Origin of the sequence: Mucilaginibacter sp. NFX135 (assembly GCF_048565145.1) — a bacterium.
GTDB lineage: Bacteria > Bacteroidota > Bacteroidia > Sphingobacteriales > Sphingobacteriaceae > Mucilaginibacter.
Genome location: NZ_CP183412.1, coordinates 5,276,538 through 5,292,969 on the forward strand (window position 1 = coordinate 5,276,538; position 16,432 = coordinate 5,292,969).

Annotated in this window: 13 protein-coding genes; 2 read left to right on the forward strand and 11 right to left on the reverse strand. The window is 41.5% G+C overall.

Annotated features, from left to right (window positions below):
- Positions 1–60 precede the first annotated feature (60 nt).
- The gene (locus tag ACNURT_RS21945) at positions 61–201 is read left to right on the forward strand and encodes a hypothetical protein (RefSeq protein ID WP_419699507.1); all 141 of its coding nucleotides are present in this window, start codon (positions 61–63) and stop codon (positions 199–201) included.
- A 14-nt stretch (positions 202–215) separates the two neighbouring features.
- Here ACNURT_RS21945 and ACNURT_RS21950 read toward each other — a convergent pair whose 3' ends face one another.
- The 9 genes from ACNURT_RS21950 to ACNURT_RS21990 all read right to left on the reverse strand — a co-directional run bounded on the left by ACNURT_RS21950 (position 216) and on the right by ACNURT_RS21990 (position 12,302).
- A complete protein-coding gene (locus ACNURT_RS21950; protein ID WP_419699508.1) occupies positions 216–896 on the reverse strand; it encodes an HAD-IA family hydrolase in 681 nt (226 codons plus the stop codon).
- Positions 897–1,806: 910 nt separating this feature from the next.
- Entirely contained in the window at positions 1,807–2,661 is an 855-nt protein-coding gene (locus ACNURT_RS21955) for an HD domain-containing protein (protein WP_419699509.1), read from the reverse strand.
- A 210-nt stretch (positions 2,662–2,871) separates the two neighbouring features.
- On the reverse strand, positions 2,872–3,975 hold the full coding sequence (locus ACNURT_RS21960) for a phytase (protein ID WP_419699510.1): 1,104 nt from the start codon (positions 3,973–3,975) through the stop codon (positions 2,872–2,874).
- Positions 3,976–4,036: 61 nt separating this feature from the next.
- Positions 4,037–5,290: a right-handed parallel beta-helix repeat-containing protein gene (locus tag ACNURT_RS21965; RefSeq protein WP_419699511.1), complete on the reverse strand. Its 1,254-nt coding sequence runs from the start codon at positions 5,288–5,290 to the stop codon at positions 4,037–4,039.
- Between the two features lie 28 nt (positions 5,291–5,318).
- A complete protein-coding gene (locus tag ACNURT_RS21970; RefSeq protein ID WP_419699512.1) occupies positions 5,319–8,087 on the reverse strand; it encodes a TonB-dependent receptor domain-containing protein in 2,769 nt (922 codons plus the stop codon).
- 339 nt (positions 8,088–8,426) lie between these two features.
- Positions 8,427–10,076 (reverse strand): tetratricopeptide repeat protein, encoded by a 1,650-nt coding sequence (locus tag ACNURT_RS21975; RefSeq protein WP_419699513.1) that lies wholly within the window; start codon positions 10,074–10,076, stop codon positions 8,427–8,429.
- Between the two features lie 180 nt (positions 10,077–10,256).
- A complete protein-coding gene (locus ACNURT_RS21980; RefSeq protein WP_419699514.1) occupies positions 10,257–10,415 on the reverse strand; it encodes a hypothetical protein in 159 nt (52 codons plus the stop codon).
- A 249-nt stretch (positions 10,416–10,664) separates the two neighbouring features.
- Positions 10,665–11,249 carry a TetR/AcrR family transcriptional regulator gene (locus ACNURT_RS21985; protein ID WP_419699515.1) on the reverse strand — a complete coding sequence of 195 codons (585 nt, stop codon included), beginning with the start codon at positions 11,247–11,249 and terminating at the stop codon, positions 10,665–10,667.
- Between the two features lie 297 nt (positions 11,250–11,546).
- Complete coding sequence (locus tag ACNURT_RS21990; RefSeq protein WP_419699516.1) at positions 11,547–12,302, reverse strand: glucose 1-dehydrogenase; 756 nt, start codon at positions 12,300–12,302, stop codon at positions 11,547–11,549.
- 330 nt (positions 12,303–12,632) lie between these two features.
- Here ACNURT_RS21990 and ACNURT_RS21995 point away from each other — a divergent pair, with 330 nt between their 5' ends.
- Complete coding sequence (locus tag ACNURT_RS21995) at positions 12,633–14,405, forward strand: hypothetical protein (RefSeq protein WP_419699517.1); 1,773 nt, start codon at positions 12,633–12,635, stop codon at positions 14,403–14,405.
- Positions 14,406–14,848: 443 nt separating this feature from the next.
- On the opposite strand, the gene ACNURT_RS22000 is transcribed toward ACNURT_RS21995, so the two are convergent.
- Positions 14,849–15,841: a FecR family protein gene (locus ACNURT_RS22000; protein ID WP_419699518.1), complete on the reverse strand. Its 993-nt coding sequence runs from the start codon at positions 15,839–15,841 to the stop codon at positions 14,849–14,851.
- A complete protein-coding gene (locus ACNURT_RS22005) occupies positions 15,838–16,413 on the reverse strand; it encodes an RNA polymerase sigma-70 factor (protein WP_419699519.1) in 576 nt (191 codons plus the stop codon). Before ACNURT_RS22005 ends, ACNURT_RS22000 begins: the two co-directional genes overlap by 4 nt.
- Between the last annotated feature and the right edge of the window lie 19 nt (positions 16,414–16,432).

Genomic DNA, 16,432 nt, shown 5'->3' on the forward strand with positions numbered 1-16,432 from the left:
TGATACAACAGCTTATCAGGTATGACTTTATTAAAGGGGGCATACGAAGAATTACAACCTATGATTAACAGAACCATTAGGGACAAAGGCTCTTATAAATGGTATAGCATTGATAGTAAACCTAATGGTTCTGCTTCTTTTAAAGGATCGGCAGGTGTATTAGCCAACGCTATGGATCAATTAAAAGAGAGGCAAAAATGAACGGTAACTGTTATTTAATCTATGATCGGTAACAAATCAATCAGGTCATTGATGACATAATCGGGGTTAGCTGAAAGTAACTGTTCTTTCGTATGGGCCCCGGTAGTTATACCTATACTCAAGCCGCATCCGGCGTTTTGTCCTTCCTGGATATCTACGGTTGAATCGCCAACCTTAACCACTTCTTTGCCGTTTACTATTCCAAATTTTTTCATCGCGAAGTATATCATATCGGGGTTTGGCCTGTTTTCACCGACATCTGAGGCCGTTACCAGGCTATCAAAATCTATACCCTCTTCCCATCCCAGTTTTTCAATGATCGATTGCGCTGTTGACCTATCATACCCAGTATTCAACACAGCGTATATATTACGCTGTTTCAATGCTGTAAAAAGTGATAAAGCATTATTTTGAGGCATGATATCAGCCATATTGTAGGCTTCTGTAAGCTGCTTCATGAAACTTTGATAGATTTTTTCTATAATCACTTCATCATTAATACCTGCATAAACCGACAAAATCGACCTGATAGCCTGTTTTTTCTCTTTCCCTGCGCCCTCTGTGAGTACCTGATCAAAATTAAAATTAAAACCAGCCTCATTAATGGCTTTCTGAAGAGTTTTATATACCAGATTATTTTCGTTAACTGTTGTTCCGGCCATATCAAAAACGACCATTTTGATGTTATACTTCATTTATTTTTTTATTTCTTGTATTTAATGGTGATGCCAACATGTATGGGCTTACTTTTTGGATAATGGGAATTATTTTGGAAAAGCATTTTAACCACACAAGCATTGTTTAGTAAAACTAAATAATGTTTAATATTTATCTACATTTTACCTATTATGCTTGTGTTAACAATTGATTAAATTTTATGGTTTTCCTAAAAAGCATTAATTCTACGCAATGCTTAACCATTTCACGGTAAAAATCTAAGCGAATGCTCTATTTGCCTGCTAACTGTTTTTTTATAGTTATAAATGGCCAAACTATTAAACACCAGCGCAAACAAAGCGATGCAGCCAAGTTGTGGCGCTATATTTTAAAAACCACTCCCCTTCAGCATGATCATCCTCATCACTTCAATGAGATCAAAAAAGTATAACATTATTAAATTGAAACACAAACGTTTGCGTAAATATTTATACGCAATTTATAGCATCCGTTCAAATTGCGTTCTTAAACTATGCTGCTTTCAGAAATTTATCGATTGAAAATCTCTTTCTTTATTATAAAGGATTGCGTGCTATCCAAAACTGTCATGAATATTCCCATAATTACTGCTTATTTACACAAACGTTTGCGTAACAATAAAAATACAGATCACATCTTTTTGATTTACATTCACTTAGTGTTAGATAGGTTATAACACAGTTATTACGCAAAATACCGGCCGCACCTGATGGCCGGTGTAATTAGGAATTGGCTGTTATCCGGAGTGAGACCTGGAGATGGTTGATTAAGTGGTTAGTATATGGACCCTTTTTAGGAAGGGTCCTTTTTTTTGATATTTTAAAATTTTGAACAAGCCCGGATAAATCTCCGGGCTTGTTTTTTTGTATAAAGTTTAGGCTGTATTTATTTTTTTATCGCAGGTGACGTTCAGATCATTATCATGGGATGAAGTGACCGTTGTTTAAATCGTTCAGTTGCCCCTTTATTGGCAAATTGTTTAAAGTGCACCAAATTTCCGATGTCAGCTAATCGCTGGTTCATGACCACATTATTATTTAATTTACGCAACACCTGAAAATCATCCCGTAAAAGATCGTTTTTTTGAAGTATCCCCTCATCTAAAGCGTCCTTAATAAGTTCGGCCAGTTTCAGGTTGGCATATACATGCTCGGGCTTTTTAAAATAAGCCTCATTTAAACGCCGGAATTGATTTTTGATCCAGTCGCCTGCCTTTTCAGACCTAACGACCATGCAACCATCCTGGATGGTAAGTTCACTGATAAAGTTCCGGATCTCAGTTAGCCCGATAAAGTCTGCCTGGTATAGATCTCTCAGCGTATAGTCTACCCGGTCGGCACAAAGTGCAGGGAGTGGCTGCTCCAGAATAGTATGAGCCTGCTTAAACAAAGAGGTGCTGTTAAACCCATATTTTTTGAGAATGACCGGAATTTCTGAGCGGTTGATCACCTCGTCGAATATGGTTTCATGATAATCTTCATTGGTATTTTCAAACACATAATCAGCAACGTGCGAAAAAGCGGTATGCGAAACATCATGTAACAAAGCGGCTATTTGTTCTTCAATACCTCCGCCAAAATGTTTTACCAGGTAAAATACACCAACAGAATGCGCGTAGCGGTTTTGGTTTAAGGCTGGGTTAACCAGAAATATAGCCCCACCCTGATGAATGTTCTTTAACCGCTGTACAGGTGCCGACAAGATCAATTCTTCCAGCACCGGCCCAACTTCAAAATTACCGTAAATCTTATCCTCAATCTTCATATCACTTTTTTTATAACCGTTATAAGGCCCGATACCGGCCCGATTCCGTGATACAAACCTATATTAAATTTTATTAAAATACTAATATTTTTAGTATTTATTTCATCATTTTAAAAAGCTTTAACATTGCATCAATATTATTTTTAATGTCCTGCTAAAACAAAAAGGCCACCCTCCGGATGACCTTTTACTATTGATAATTAATATAACCTATTTCACTTTCAATTCTTTACCTGCAATATCTTCCCAACGATAGTAGTGGAAAGTTTTGTCATTACTCATCACCACAAAAATGCCATGTTTAAAAGTAGCATTAAGCGGTGTAGCCACAACATCAGAACCATCGCTTTGCTGGGCAGCCACATTGGCAATTTTTACCAGCTTATGTTCAAAAGGATTAGCTTTTGTTCCTTCGCGACTAAAGATCTGGAAACGGTTGGCACCCTGATCCGATACCAGGATATAACCTGTTTTATCTGTTAGCTTATAAATAGAGATACCTTCATGATCGGCTTCAAAACCCGATGTACCAAATATGGCCAGCTGCTTATCACCTTTCTCCGGATCGGCATAGTACTGGCGCACACCTACCTGCTCGTCTGAATAATAAATATAACCCAATTCATTATCTACCGCTATCGATTCAATTTCCTTTTTACCGCTGTACTGGCCAAATTTGCGTACCAGTGTTGCCTTAACGTTTCCGCTGCCATCATCTTCCAGTAAATACTGCCATATATAGCCGCCATCTTTCGGACCATTTTTGCGGCCAACCACCGCGTACATTTTACCATTTTTTGCCGTGTAGATAGATATGCCCATCAGGTCGCGGTACTCGAAACCGGTTTCGCCTGCAAACACTTCAATACCTCCGTTATCCACCGCCTTCATATCCGGCAGGGAAAATATCCGCAGTTTATGGGTCATACGTTCAGTGGTAATAGCAATATCGGTAGACTTGCCACCCAACATCAGGCCATAAGCCAGATCGACATTGTTTGGCCGTTTTAAGCCGCGCACCACTTTGTCTTTCACAATTTTTCCCTGCAGATCAAATACGTATAATGCCCCTTCACTGTTTTTATCGGTACCAATAACCAAACTTTTAGCAGCATCGACCGGGTTTATCCATATGGCCGGGTCATCGGTATCAAACAATACAGGTTCGGTAACAATAACAGGCTTAATAGCCTGCGGGGAAACTGTGGGCATCACATTTCCTTTGTGATCACGTACCTGGCTCTGGCCACAAGCTGTGTTAAACAGCATTACACCTGCTGATATAATTATTATATAACTGCTTAATTTATTCATTAATTATATTTTAAAAAACAGCCCGGCTATATAGCCAGGCTGCATCGTATTCTACATTCAATTATTTTGTTCCGAAAGCGCCAATGTAATTAGCCGGATCCGGCGATATATAGGTTACCCCATTTACCGTAATGCCTGCTGCATGGTGGCGCGTAAAGTTGGTAATACCATGGTTTAAAGCCGGCGAACCGCTTTGCAAATGAAAATCCCAGGCCGTATTAAATACCGCGTTCAGTACCGGGGTCGATTCCGGGTAGTTCACAAACTTAGGATCGTTATCACCGGCTTGGGTACTGATGATATCATTTACACCGGCAACAATATCTTTTGACGGTTGGAACTGGTTTACCGTAGTTTGATCATAACCATAATAAAGGTTATTGCTGATCACCGAACGTTTATCTTCCGGCGCTTTAGTATCTCTTTTGATGCCAAAACGGGTATTGGCAAACAGGTTATTATATAAATCAGCATGTACCGTACTTTCTACCCAGATAGAACCACCTTTGGCCGATGGTCTGCGCCAGCCGGTGTTGATCATGGTATTATTATAGGCAATAATATATGCCTGCGGATTACGATCGCCTGCATTTGACAACTTGAGGGCATTGGTATTGGCGCTATACACCAGGTTAAAGCCCACATCGGCCAAACATCCCGACTTAAAGTTCATGGCCTCGCCACCGGTTACACCTGTGGTATAAAAAGTATTGTTGGCAAAAATGATCTTGCCGCCTTCAATATAGGTACAGTCTTCCTGAAAATTACGAACGATGGAGTTAACCACAATGAGTTTACCATTCACATTAGAAAACCAGAGTGCCGGTAGATTTTCTCCTGATTTAGCTTTATATAAACCCTGTTTTACCGAAGTTGAGGCATCTGATGTGGTATTGCCGCCGTACTCCAGTATAGTATGATCCAAAACCAATTCCTGACAGGTTTTAACTGCCAATACCCCACCCCACAATTTTCCGAATTTTTTGGCATCGGTTTTATAAGCGTCGTTCACCGTAAATCTTATCGGATTTTCCGCGGTACCTCTTGAATACAGATTCCCTTTTACTATAAATTCGGGTTTGGCTATTGTATCCATCAACACAGTCACCCCTTCTTCAATGATCAGTGATTTCCCTTCAGGAATGATCACATCACCCTTAATAACCTGGGTACTGCCTTTTGCCCACACGCCGGATATCTCGCCCAGGGCCGAACCGTCGCCAGAGCTGGTATCAACATCCAGGTTGGCTTTTCTGCAACCGCTAATGGCTATGGCCGATAATAGCAGTGCCGTAAATATTGGTTTTAAGTTCATCTTATTTTTGATTAAAATGATTAATGTTTTAAAGTTTATAGCGCACACCTATCAGGTATGTCTGTTTGTAATAATCGCTGCGAATTAAAGTATGGCCGTTTGATTCATCTATCCCTTCTACATTCGCGTTGGCGGCATTGGTACCTTTTATGAATAATTTATTGGGCGTATTTAGCAGGTTACCTGCTTTTACAAAAACGCTTATACCACTTTTAAATCTTTTTTCGGCAGAGGCATCCATTTGTATAAAGCCTTTTTGCCACAGATCATTATCCAGAAATTGGGATACCGTATTGATCCTCGGACCGGTATAACTTGTAGCCAGCTGTGCATCCCATCCCTTTTTGGTATCCTTATATAAAAGGGAAACATTTGCAATATGCTCCGACTGGCCGTAAAGCGGTCTCGTTTGATTTACAGATTCCAGCTGGGGATTGCCATTGGCATCAATGTATCTGGAGCTTTTTGGAGTGGTAATGCGAGAGTGCGTGTAGGTGTAATTGGCTTTTATACCAAACTTATTAAAGTACTTGATGAAATCAAGCTCTAAACCATAGTTGTGTGCTGTACCAAAATTACCCGGAGTGTAATATATATCCTGCCCGCGTGTAGCATCCGGTTTAAAAATATATTCGATAGGATCTTTAATGGTTTTATAAAAGCCACCAACCAGCAATTGTGTAGATGCACTTGGGAAGAGCTCATATCGTAAATCAAAATTATCGGCTATAGCGCGTTTCAGATCCGGATTACCGCGTTCCTCATACTCTTCATTTACTATTTTGCTGGGCACTATCTCGTAAAAGCCAGGCCGGTTAATTGACCGAAAATAAGACGCATGCAACTGTTCTTTATCGGTTAAAAAGTATTTTAAAGTAAGACTTGGCAACACATCGGTATAAACCTGGTTACCCTTCGGACGCAGTTCACCTTGCGGGAAAAGCAAATTGTATCCCTGATCGGTATGCTCAACCCTTGCACCACCTACTACCTGAACAGCTTTTGTTGTAAACTTAAACATACCATAACCCGCGCCTATTTTCTCAGAAGCATCATAAGTTAAAGGGTTATTTACCGCACCTGTGCCCGGACTGTTTACGGTAAAAGACAGGTCGGTATAATTTTGAAAGTCTTTACCATATAATGCGCTCGCATTAGCTGCGCTAAGTCCGTAATTATTGTAAAAGCTACTGCGTTGTTTATCTCGGTATAAACCACCTGCAGAAAAATCAACATTAACACCGGCAACCGGGGCAGTATAAGTCAAGTCAAGATAACCAGCTTTATCTTCGTCGGTATTACGCTCCCAACGATGAGTAAGCGAGGTACCATTGGCCAGATAGGTACGACGATCTACGCCATTTTCGCGTACACCGTTCAAACTAATGGTGGTATTTTCAGGTACTTCGTTTTCGGCTGATGAATACACTGCCGACCATTGTATTTTTAATTTATCATCAAACAATTTATGATCGCCACGCAGCATACCATTATAAATTTGCTGTTCGGTTAACCGGCTACGGGTTGAATAACTGAGTTGCGCGTTACCTTTCTCAGGCTCGTAATTAGTCGAAAAATTGGTTGAAACCTCATCGCGTACCTGTATGTTAGTCAAATTAACATAGGTATTAAACAAGCTTAATTTATTCCGGCTGTCAATTACGTAATCAACTTTGGAGAACAGGCCGTAACGTTTTTGTTGCTCCGAATACTGCCTGTCGCTTCTACTGGTAATAGAGGCAAATTTATCTGTACTAACAACCTGCGAACTAAAAAACGTACTATTACTGCCACGGTAGGTATTCTGATAGCTACCGGCAACAAGTACGCCTAATTTATTATTAAAAAAACGTTGCCCCAGGGTAAGGCTGCCCACTACGTTGGGGGCAGGGTGTTTTAAAGCATAGCTTAAAGTACCTTTTGAGAAATCATTTTGTGTAGCCTGGTAACTCTTACCATGTATCTCCGAAGGCGATTTATAGTTGATACCCGAGTAATCATAGCTCATAAATTTACGGTCTATAAACAGCTGGCTATAACCTCCGGCTATATTCGCGTTAATCGTAAGGCGGTCCGGAGCATCTTTCATCACCATGTTAACGGCGCCACCAACCGCATCACCTTCCATATTAGGTGTAAGGCTTTTGTAAACCTCCAGGCGGTCCAGCAGATCGGACGGAAAAATATCAAGTGGAACATAGCGGTACTTGTTATCCGGACTCGGGATTTTCACGCCGTTAACCAGGGTATAGTTATAGCGTTTGTCCATACCACGCAATATGGCGTATTGGCCATCGCCATTGCTGTTACGCTCGACAGACACACCTGATACACGGGCAATAACGTTGGCCACCGTTAAATCGGGCGATATTTCAATAGCCCTGCCCGATACCACGTTCAATACCTGGGTTGATTGTTGCTCCAATCTCCTGGCTGTATTCTCAGAGGCCGCATTCTTTTTGGTAGATATGGTTACTTCCTGCAATGCTTTACCGGCTTCTTCGAGGTAAATTTTCAGATGAGGGTTATCTTCCTTTTCAATATCTACTTCCTGTATCACGGTTTTATACATGACATAGGAAATCCTCAGATTGAAGGCCCCTTTTGGTACATCTTTTAATTCAAACGAACCATCCAAACCGGTGGTGGTGGCTTTATTGGTTTTATCCAGGCTAACGGTAGCCCCTACCATGGGTTCGCCGGTTTTACGGTCATAAACATGGCCCTTAAGCTTTGTAGCGTTCGCAGCGGTAACGCATAACAGCAGGAATAATAAGGTTTGTAAATATTTATTCATTTTTGTGAGCGATTGATACAATTGTGTTTGATTCTTTTTGACGGGACAAAGGTGTTTAAACCATCTATATGCTCCTTAATATTTGCCGTTACAAAAAGGAAACAGCGTTACAAGCAACGTATACGGGAGGGCAACAAAAAATTATAAACAGCTTATTTTCAACTATATACCAAACAACAAAACCTCCATTATCATTAGTTTACCGTTACATTAAGGATATGTTAAGGGGTGCGAGGATCGGGGTGCGGGAGCGAGATCGGAATAAGGTTAGTATTAGGTAATTCCTTGTTTACAAACTCGATCCTCGCTTCAGATTCCCGCTCTCGCAACTCGCTCCCACTACAACGCTTGTATAAAGGTGGAAAGGTTATCGCCCTGCTCCAGGTTGAGTTTTTTACGCAGGCGATAGCGGGCAACACGCAGGCTATCATTGGAGATGCCTAACAGTCCGGCAATATCTTTCGAGTCCATATTTACTTTAAGCAGGGCTATCAATCGCATATCCGTAGAGGTAAGATCATTGCTGTGCTGCTTCAGCTTGTCGAAAAAGCGTTGGTGTACCTGTTCAAAGGCCAATGTAAACTCCTTCCATTGCTGCTCGTGATTAAAGCTTTGATTTATTTGCTGGATGATCTGCTGCATCTGCTTTTTCTGATCGCGCTTGTCTTCCTTCACCATATTCTGCAGGGTATTGCGCATGCTTTCCAGCAACTGATTATTTTTGATGAGGTTTAAAGTATGGGTTGAAAGCTCCTGGCTTTTAAGCTCCAATTGTTGTTTCAGGCTTTCTTCTTCTAACTGTTTGTTTTTCAATTCAAGCTGCATCAATTCATGCTGGGCTTCAAATATCGATTTGTTTTGTTCGGCCAAAACACGCTGATCCCTGATCTTTAAGCGCTGCCTGCTGAACGTTACCAATCCCAGCACAATCAGCAGCAATACAATGGTAACTATGGCTATAGTAATTATCTGGTTTATCTTGCGGATATTGTTCAGACGCGTAATTTCATCGCTCTTCTTATCCATATCATACAACACCTGTAAAAAAGAAGTTTGCTTAAGGCTCTCCCTCGAGTATACTTCGAGCGAATACTTACGGCTCAGTTCCAGGTAATGATAAGCGCTATCCATTTGATGCAGCAATTGATATCCCTTACCCAGATCGCGGCAGGCCGAGGCCAACTGATACAGGTTATCATTTTTTACCGATAAGGCATAAGCCAGGCGCGATTGCTCAATTCCCTGTGCATATTTACCCGTTTTACGTAAAATATCGCCAATGTTATTGATCACTTCAATACTGGCAACCTCATCATGGTGCTGTTGGTAAATCTCCAGCGATTTTTTAAAACAGAAGTAAGAGGAATCATAATTGGCCAGGTCTTCATGAATACTGCCCAGGTTTTCGTATATTTTTGCCTGTCCGTAGTTATCCCCTATCTGGTTATAGGTACGCAGGGCCAAATGCTGGTAATAAAAAGAGCTATCGTACCGCTGATGTTTCTCGTACAGATGCCCTATCGCGCCAAATATTTCGGCCTGACCTTTTTTATTGCCCGTGGATCTGTAAAGAGCCAACGCTTTATTATACAATTGGAATGCCTTATCCGATTGCTTGTTATAATAATACAGGATCCCCATTTTACTCATATTCCCGGCCAATAAATCTTTGTTATTTTCCTGGGCGAATATTTTATCGGCATGTAAATAAAAATCAAGGGCCTGTGCATAATGCCCCTGGTTAAAGCATATCTGCCCCATTTGCTGCAAGATCCTGCCAGCGGCTTGGTTATCATTATCCTGAACCGCTTTAGCATGTGCCTTTTTAAGTACAATAAGGGCCGAATCAGGATGCGGCAGCCCTAATGATTGCAATTGTTGCAACTGTGCATTTTTTTCGGATTGGGCTTGGGTGGTTATGCTTAAACATACAAAGGCACCAATTAGTACCAACATGAATGATGAGGGCCAGGCATAAATGCTAACCATACTTTAAAATTGAATGGGCGATCATAGTATTAAACAGGGCATTAACTCGCTATCAGGAATAGCAATCAAAGAAAACATTTTAATGTAACCTTAATGTTAACAAACAAACCGATTACATTAAAGAAACATTGAAATAACAATTCAACAGGAAGAGTGCATCAACGCAAGGAGTCCCTATATTTAGATACCAGGTTTATTTTCGTCATGCTTTTCGGGCTTAATCTCGGAACGGTTCATTTCCTTCTCTATCTTTTTCTTATCCTTTTGATTCTTCCAGGCCAGTAAAACCACAATCGCCAATGCCAGCAAAATTATCAGTGCTATTAAAGGATAGTTCATAACCGGTAAATTGGATTCAGACGTAGAGGAAGGATTCGAACCTTCAGCATGCTGCCATCCAGCGCTCTACTATTACTATAAAAAATTACAGTTCTTTTAATTCAGGGGCAAAGCTAAGCAGGTAATGCTACCAGGGAGTTAATCATATATTAATTAATTGTGCATCGAAAATTAGCACTGATCATCTGTTAATTATCACTATAAAAAAGGACTTGCCCTTATTGGGCGCTTGCTTCTTTTTGTGTTAATTTAATTCTTTAATGCAGCAACGGCCACATCGGCAATGTCCCGGAGTGTTTGTTCTCCGGCACCAGTTCTGGCAGCTACTTTTATCCCGGTGATATTGGCAAAAACAAACCTGGCTAATTTGCGGGCTGTTTTTTGGGTATTAAACTGGCCTTGTTGTTGTCCGTTTTCTATTAGTTTGGTTAGGGCATCTTCCACGCTCAGGTTGTTGTTATTCACCATATCGCCTATCTCTTTATCCTGCCCGGCCAGTTCAACAGCGGTGTTTACCATAAAACACCCTTTCAAAAGCAAGTCTTCCACACTCTCTTTGATCAGGCCTTCAAAAATTTGCTTTACAGTAGCTTCGGGGTTTGTGGCTTTAGCCAGCATACTCAGCATGGCCCCGGTTTCCCGGGTTTGATACAGCGACAGGGATTTTTTAAACAGCGTTCTTTTATCGGTATAAGTATTGTATAAACTCGACCGGTTGATGTTCAAACAATCGACCAGATCCTGTGCCGATGTGCCGTTATATCCCTTTCTCCAAAAAAGTTCTGCTGCTTTAGCAAGCAGTTCATCTTCGTCAAAATCTTTTTTGCGTGCCATAATCCATAATTTTAATGTCTATTGCCTCTGCTCATACAGTCAAACTGTATCCGGAGGTTTTAAAAGCATAGGAATGTGCGATTCCTTCCTCGGGGAAGGGAAGGAAGGGGTTCAGTCAGTCGGTTTTTCCCGCGTATAAACCCCTCCCTGCTACCGCACAGCCACTCAGCACCCCTCCGAGGGAGGGAACTTTACGCTTACAGATAACAGATATTTGTAGTACTGCAGACCAGACAATAAGCCAAAGTTAATAAATTTAACCTATTTGAAACAATCGTTTCAATTTCGAACAATTTTTTAGTACATAATCGCGTTCACGGTTAAACCACCATCAACGGTAATTTCGGTACCGGTTATAAACGAAGCATCGTCAGATGCCAGGAACCGTACCACGTTAGCAATTTCTTCGGATTGGGCAAAACGGTTAAGCAAGATCTTTTGACTTAAAGCTGCACCAAATCCATCAATCTGTTCCTGCTCTAAACCTAACTTATCATATAATGGGGTTGCAACCGGGCCGGGAGAAATAGCGTTTACCCTTATTTTACGTGGTGCCAGCTCACGGGCCAAAACTCTGTTAAATGATAATAGAGCGGCTTTACTGATTGAGTAAACACTGCTATCGGCTACACCTAAAACGGCATTTACAGAGGCATTGAATATAATAGAACCGCCATCATTTAACAAAGGAATAAATTTTTGAACGGTAAAATAAACGCCTTTTACGTTAAGGTTCATGATGCTGTCATAATGATCTTCGGTAGCGGTTTCAACCGGACTAAAAGTGGCTATACCGGCATTCAGGAACAGGATGTCAACCTTGCCAAACTGGTCTTTAACGGCTTGTGCCAATTGATCTATCTGGTCAATTTTGCTTTGGTCTGATACGATGCCTGTAGCGCCCAATTCTTCGGCTGCTTTTTCAACAGATGCCCGGTTACGGCCGGTAATAACTACGGTTGCGCCTTGTGCTATCAGTTCTTTTGCGGCTGCATATCCAATACCGCTGTTACCACCTGTAACTACGGCAACTTTGTTTGTTAGATTATTCATTTTTTTAATGTTTAAGATCGTTGTTTTGAAATGTTGAATCAAAGATAAGTATTTTGAAACGATCATTTCAAAATAAAAATTAATATTTATTTATTGCTTACAATGAGCTGACATTTAGGGAATAAAATGGTTAATTTTGCCGTATTCAAACATCGCCGAAAATTTTATTTGTCACTATTAGGCAAAACCGGCATCTAACCTAAAATAATTTAAAAACAGTGTAAGGGTAAAAACCTTTGAGCGTGTTATACTATACGCCATGCTTTATGTTGCCCTAACCCGGCTCATATAAAACAGGTGTATAATAACACACAAAGCATCTATAAATTAATGACCATCAACCAAAAACTAATCACCCGCGGCCTCGCGTTTTTTATACCCGCGCTTTTTTGCCCCAAACTTTACGCTCAGAATAACCTGCTGAAGGAGATCTCCATCGGTGAGATCAAACAACAGCGCATGAGTACCGTATTAGATAAAATTGCCAGCAAAGGCAATTTTTATTTTGCCTATAATAATAAAACCATACCGGCCGATAGCATGGTATCTGTGGCGGGTTACCGGGGAACACTTTTTAGCCTGCTGGATAAATTGTTGGGTGATAGTTATGAGTTTAAAGAAGTGCCAGGCTACATTGTATTGCGACACGCGCCCGGCAGATTATACATCACCGCCGAAGTAGATAAGGAGCTGGCAATAGTTAAAGGTTATGTAAATGATGTTTCGGGGCAAAAGGCTATAGGCCAAGCCAGTGTTTATGAAAAAAATCAGCTGGTGTCAACCTTGACCAACGACAAGGGTTACTTTGAACTCAAACTTAAAACTACTAATGGCCCGCTCTCCTTAAGTGTAAGCAAGGAAGAGTACCGCGATACCGCCCTTTATATATTGCCCGTAGTGACCGTGGACTCGAAGCATAATAACAGCAAGAATTATAAATATTACCCTGACGAAGGCTCGGGAAACAGCGTGGAGCACAGCCGCTTTGCCCGTTTCTTTATCAGCTCGAAACAATTGGTGCAAGGTATGAACCTGGGCAACTTTTTTGCCACAAGCCCCTACCAGGTTTCACTGGTACCCGGCCTGAGTACACATGGTATGTATAACAGCCAGATCATCGACAAAGTTTCTTATAATCTCCTGGGTGGTTATACTGCCGGTATTAACGGCGTCGAAGCAGCCGGTATATTTAATATCAATCGTAAAGATGTGAACGGTTTTCAGATGGCCGGGATATTTAACGTAGTTGGGGGCAGCCTGAGCGGTTTTGAAATAGCCGGCATATACAACAATGTGCTCAACAACTCAAGCGGCATGCAAGTGGCTGGTATAGGCAACAGAACCAATAAATTTAAAGGCGCACAGGTGACTGGTGTAGCCAACCTTGATCAGGAGGCCAGTGGCTTTCAAATGGCAGGGCTGTTTAATAACGTAAAGAATTTTACTCATGGCGTACAGGTAGCAGGCTTGTTCAATACCGGGCAGCAATCCAGTGGAGTGCAATTTGCGGGCCTGTTCAACTGGTCGACTGGGCAAACGGGCTCACAAATGGCCGGTCTTTTCAACGTAGCCAAAAAGGTAAAAGGCTTTCAGCTTGGCTTTTTATTCAACGTAGCCGATAGCAGCGACTATCCCATCGGCATCATCAACTTTATCAAAAACGGCGAAAAAAGCCTGGCCATTAGTACAGATGAAAATCTGTTCACCCATCTTGATTTCCGCTCCGGTGGCAGGGTCATGTATGGCCTGATAGGTGGCGGCTATAAATTTGGCGGCGCGTCATCCAAATATGTTTTTGATATAGGTTTCGGCGGTCATATCATCAACCATTCCAAATTCTCTCTAAACGGCGAATATACAGTAGAGCTTATTACCGATACTAAAAAGAAATTTTATCAAACCCAATCCTTTAAGTTGCTACCCGGCTATAAGCTTAATAAACTGCTACGCCTGTTTGCCGGTCCCACATTCAATATCACCGGCGCCGATCCTAATGACGATGCCCAAATACGTGGCTGGGAGCTGAGCAAACATATTGGCAGTGATAATAACATCACCACCCTAAGTATTGGCGTAACCGGCGGTTTGCAATTCGTTTGGTAACAAAAAAAGGCGCACGTTATGCGCCTCTACGGTTATAAGAATAGGGGTAAAGAGAGGCTGTGTGATTAATCAAATTGACCATTTTTTGGCTAAAGCCAGTAACTGATCATCTGAAACCCGTCGGTTAAAACCAACGGCAATAAAGGTAAATCAGTTCGCCTTCTATTCATTGCCGTCCCATTTATGGGACGGATAATGGAATAATTTGCTGGCTTTAGCCGAACCAACAATCTTCCGAAAAATTCGCCAATCCAGGCGTCCACGCCTGGATATTATTTTAGGTAAGCGTAGACGCTTACTTAAGTATGGGTTCAAGCGTTGACGCTTGAACCGGCGGAGAAGTGTTTTTAATTTCTCTCAACGGGAGGGGTTTTGTAACACTGAGCACCCGGATAAATTAAAGAAAAAGAGGCTGATCAGGATTGATGATACAGCCTCTTTTGTTATCTGATAATGAAATTATTTCCTACTTGCAGGATATTCATAGCAGGGGTGGTACCTTTTATGGCATTCAATGCATTGTTTAGGGGCTCGGACCATTTAATAGGAATGGTGATAGGGATATTACGCATGGCAGCGTTCTCTATTTTGATATTCACGCTGTAAGCTTCGTTCAATACATTAACCAGGCGCCACAGCGGTATATTATTGGCGTTGAATACTGGGTTCTTGTAATAGCTATACAGATCGTCGATGCTTTTTTCAACCTTCAGTTGTTTATCTTCGGGATTGATGCTCACCATTTGATTACGGGTTAACCTTACCGCGTTGTTGCTGCGGCTTACCTGTACAATCCCGCTCTCTACAATGATCTGGGTGTTGCGTTGCTTGCTTTTTACATTAAAAGCCGTGCCTACATCTTTAATGGTCACATCATTCACGTGCACGGTAAAGGGGGCTGCCTCATCATGCGTCACATCAAAAAATGCCTCGCCGGTAAGTGTTATCTCACGCTTCGATTTAAAAGTACCGGTATAGCTTATGCCCGAATTCTTGTTCAAATGCACCACCGATCCATCAGGCAGCGTATCTACCCGTACCTCGTTATTTGCCTGGATGTTCACCACCCGGTTAGCTGCATTCTGCTGGTATAAAGAATAGCCTATCCAACCACCGCCTATGAGCAATATTGCTGTCGCGGCTATACGCAGCCAGTTGGTGTTGGCGCTCTTGTTCCTGTTTATCGAAACTACCTTAACGGGCTCCCTGTTGGCAGTCGCTCTTTTCTCCTTAAATTTCTCCCAGGCCTCGGCCTCACCCAGCGGACTAACCTCGGCCAGTCGTTTACCGGTTTCCAGGATAATTTTTACCTCTTCAAATTTTTTGGCATTGGCATGATTAGCACGCTTCCAGGTTTCAATTTCCTGCCCTTCATCAGTGCTGGCCTCTCCCAAAATATATTTGATCAGTATATCTTCGCTCATATCCTGTTTCATGATCTAAACATATTAAATAGCATTAATGCAATAAGTGGTAAAAATTCCTTCATTTCTTTTCTTAATATCCGCAGCGCCTTGCCCATGTGGGTTTCTACAGTTTTTATGGATATATCCAGCTGGTTGGCTATTTCCTGGTATTTTAATTCCTGGAAACGGCTCAGCTGAAATATGGCCCGGCATTTTTCGGGCAGTTTACCCAGGGCATTGTTTAAATGATGTTCCAGTTCGCTCATTTTTAGTTTGCCTGCCGCATCATCTGTATCGTTCTTCATGGCATACGCTGTTGAGGTTTGATATTTTAATTGAACTTTTTGCCGCCTGATATAGTTCAGGCTTTCGTGATATACCGATTTGTACAGGTACGATTTAATGGATGTTTGTATATGCGACCATTCGTTTTTTTCCCAAAGTTTAAGGAAAAGAGATTGTACAATCTCTTCCGCCACATCCCAGTCCTTCAATAACGAGAAAGCATACGCGTGGAGTTCCCTAAAATGTTTTTTGAACAGCTGCTCAAAAACGGCCTCGTTTTCGCTGACCAGATCGGCTGTCATCTCCTTATTATCCATTATGGGCTTTTTAGATTAG

Excerpts from the sequence above, each read along its gene's own strand:
- ACNURT_RS21970 (WP_419699512.1), bottom strand. The coding sequence starts at position 8,087 with ATGAATAAATATTTACAAACCTTATTATTCCTGCTGTTATGCGTTACC.
- ACNURT_RS21960 (WP_419699510.1), bottom strand. The coding sequence starts at position 3,975 with ATGAATAAATTAAGCAGTTATATAATAATTATATCAGCAGGTGTAATG.
- ACNURT_RS22005 (WP_419699519.1), bottom strand. The coding sequence starts at position 16,413 with ATGGATAATAAGGAGATGACAGCCGATCTGGTCAGCGAAAACGAGGCC.
- ACNURT_RS21980 (WP_419699514.1), bottom strand. The coding sequence starts at position 10,415 with ATGAACTATCCTTTAATAGCACTGATAATTTTGCTGGCATTGGCGATT.
- ACNURT_RS21975 (WP_419699513.1), bottom strand. The coding sequence starts at position 10,076 with ATGGTTAGCATTTATGCCTGGCCCTCATCATTCATGTTGGTACTAATT.
- ACNURT_RS21990 (WP_419699516.1), bottom strand. The coding sequence starts at position 12,302 with ATGAATAATCTAACAAACAAAGTTGCCGTAGTTACAGGTGGTAACAGC.
- ACNURT_RS22000 (WP_419699518.1), bottom strand. The coding sequence starts at position 15,841 with ATGAAACAGGATATGAGCGAAGATATACTGATCAAATATATTTTGGGA.
- ACNURT_RS21965 (WP_419699511.1), bottom strand. The coding sequence starts at position 5,290 with ATGAACTTAAAACCAATATTTACGGCACTGCTATTATCGGCCATAGCC.
- ACNURT_RS21995 (WP_419699517.1), top strand. The coding sequence starts at position 12,633 with ATGACCATCAACCAAAAACTAATCACCCGCGGCCTCGCGTTTTTTATA.
- ACNURT_RS21955 (WP_419699509.1), bottom strand. The coding sequence starts at position 2,661 with ATGAAGATTGAGGATAAGATTTACGGTAATTTTGAAGTTGGGCCGGTG.
- ACNURT_RS21985 (WP_419699515.1), bottom strand. The coding sequence starts at position 11,249 with ATGGCACGCAAAAAAGATTTTGACGAAGATGAACTGCTTGCTAAAGCA.
- ACNURT_RS21945 (WP_419699507.1), top strand. The coding sequence starts at position 61 with ATGATTAACAGAACCATTAGGGACAAAGGCTCTTATAAATGGTATAGC.
- ACNURT_RS21950 (WP_419699508.1), bottom strand. The coding sequence starts at position 896 with ATGAAGTATAACATCAAAATGGTCGTTTTTGATATGGCCGGAACAACA.